This is a genomic window from Streptomyces sp. NPDC031670 (genome assembly GCF_055580545.1).
In genome coordinates this window covers 1-1958 of record NZ_JBVILC010000059.1, presented here as the reverse complement: position 1 = coordinate 1958, position 1958 = coordinate 1, and the positions used below count along the sequence as shown (strand labels likewise).

Annotated in this window: 1 protein-coding gene; it reads right to left on the bottom strand. The window is 46.7% G+C overall.

From position 1 onward, the window contains the following. The coding region (locus ACZ5ID_RS36990) for a hypothetical protein (RefSeq protein WP_468907193.1) at positions 1-1606 on the bottom strand (1606 nt) is incomplete at its 3' end. Between the last annotated feature and the right edge of the window lie 352 nt (positions 1607-1958).

Here is a 1958-nt window from a genome sequence, read left to right as displayed (position 1 = left end):
AGGGACTATTTTTCATAGCCTCACATATGAAGCCGCGCTGGAAAATCCGGATCCAGCGTGTTTGAAAGAACCCGAGCAGCGCTTCGGGCAAATATCTTCCTAGTAGAAGTGAGTCATAACGAGCGTGCCCCAGGGCTTTGGCCATTTCAGTTACATCTTTTGTTTTTAAATACACAGCAACGCCGCAAGATGCTCTCAGAGAAGCCAGCGAAACACGCTCAAGGTAGTCTTGAATTCCACATCCCATCAAATGCTCATAGGGCGCGAATTGAGATTGAAGACCTGCGAGCAGGCTATCTGATCCTGCTAGCTTGGATCGGTTCCAGCGAGGAAACCTAGCGCTTGAAGGTTTTGAGAATGCACCTCCGCAAGTTAGGAACAGCTCCTTCCAAGCAGGATTACCCTGCTCGCGTAGGAAATTACGCAAAGGCTCAGTAATCTCGATAATTTCTTCCACCCACCTTTGAGATAGCGAGTTGAGACTGATAACCTGTTCGCTAAGTTTTTTTCCCCGCCGATCCTTGTAGCCTACTAAATTAGCACCAGTTTCGGTTTTTACGAATCCGATGTAATCCCCATTGTCATCACAGAGAATAAGTTTCTCTAAGAAACTTCCAGTTATCTCAGGATGTTCCGTGACCAATAGGATCTGATATGGGTATAGTTTTTCACTGGTAGGTAGGCCCAGGATTTCGGCAGTTTCCGCTCGGTTTCCGCCTCCAAATCTTGCATCAAGATAAGCCTTCCCAGTTCGGAATCCATCTCTTTCGAACGTAGCACAGATATTTGCATATCCTATTTCTGCTATGCTCTTTAGGGATGACCCTCCTTCTAATGGCGTGCCAAGTTTTGCCATTTCCTTTCGGCTTTGCGCAGCTTTAATTAGAGCGCTAGTTTGAACCACAGCCCAGTTGGTCGTAATCGATATGTCAGTGTCAATACGTTTAAAGAGTAATTCAATTGCTTCTTCATCGGTCAAAAACAGCGGAACCGGCGTAATAAGCTTTTCATGGATTATAACGCCGTTATCTCGTATTGTTTTGTGAGTTCCAGCGCCAAAAGTAGTTCTCGATTTTGGCTTCGGTAGATGACCTCGATAGGGAGTCGCCCATACACCTGTATCAATAAATAGAGCCTCGCAGTTTGAGATTAGCTGGCCCCATGTAAGGATCTGGGAGTTCATGTCTTTTTTATCATTGTAAGCAGTAATGAAAAAATCCTTCATAAAAGCAAGGAAGAATTCATTGATTTTCTGAGGATGTTGGAAGGTAGCAGCTGGCCAGTCTTTGGCATTTGCGGAAAGAAAGCGTGCCATTTTGTTCAGGTCTGTATAGCTAGGGCGTGCTTGCTTTCTGTAGAACATTTCCCAGTGCTGATAGAAGTCTTCAGTAAACTCCTTTCCATGACTTTCCCAAAGGCAGGGGAAATCTAGGAAATGCTCTGTTTCTTTAGATGATTCGATCCTCCAACCATTCCAGTATCGGAGTCTCTCTGCATTGAATTTACCTCGAGTTTGCTCCCAAGCTCGGTCGTTCTCCGCCCAGCTCTCATCGTCGTAACCTATATGCTCCAATGCCGGAACAGAGGCCCGCATTGCGTTGTGCATAGCAGTGAACATACGGATCTTGGCTCTTCGCGCCGCCCACTCATTCCCTACAAAGGATGTGGACTTGAGGGCGCCAAGGAAGCCTCTGACTAAACCTGTGTAGCTGGGACTCGACAGACCCACGTAGCTGACTTGAACGCCGAGAAGGTCGCAGTAGCACTCGAATAGTCTCAGTGCAACTATGAACGACTTTGATAGCGTCCGAGCTGTCGCCTCCATGAGGCTTACGACCTCTGGTGCAAGGACACGAAATGGATAAGTGGCCAAGGAGTTCGTGTTCTTGATGGTTATCAACAGGTGATACTCTTTGTTTTGGCCTGAAACCGGCATTTTAGAGGGGCTGAGATGATTT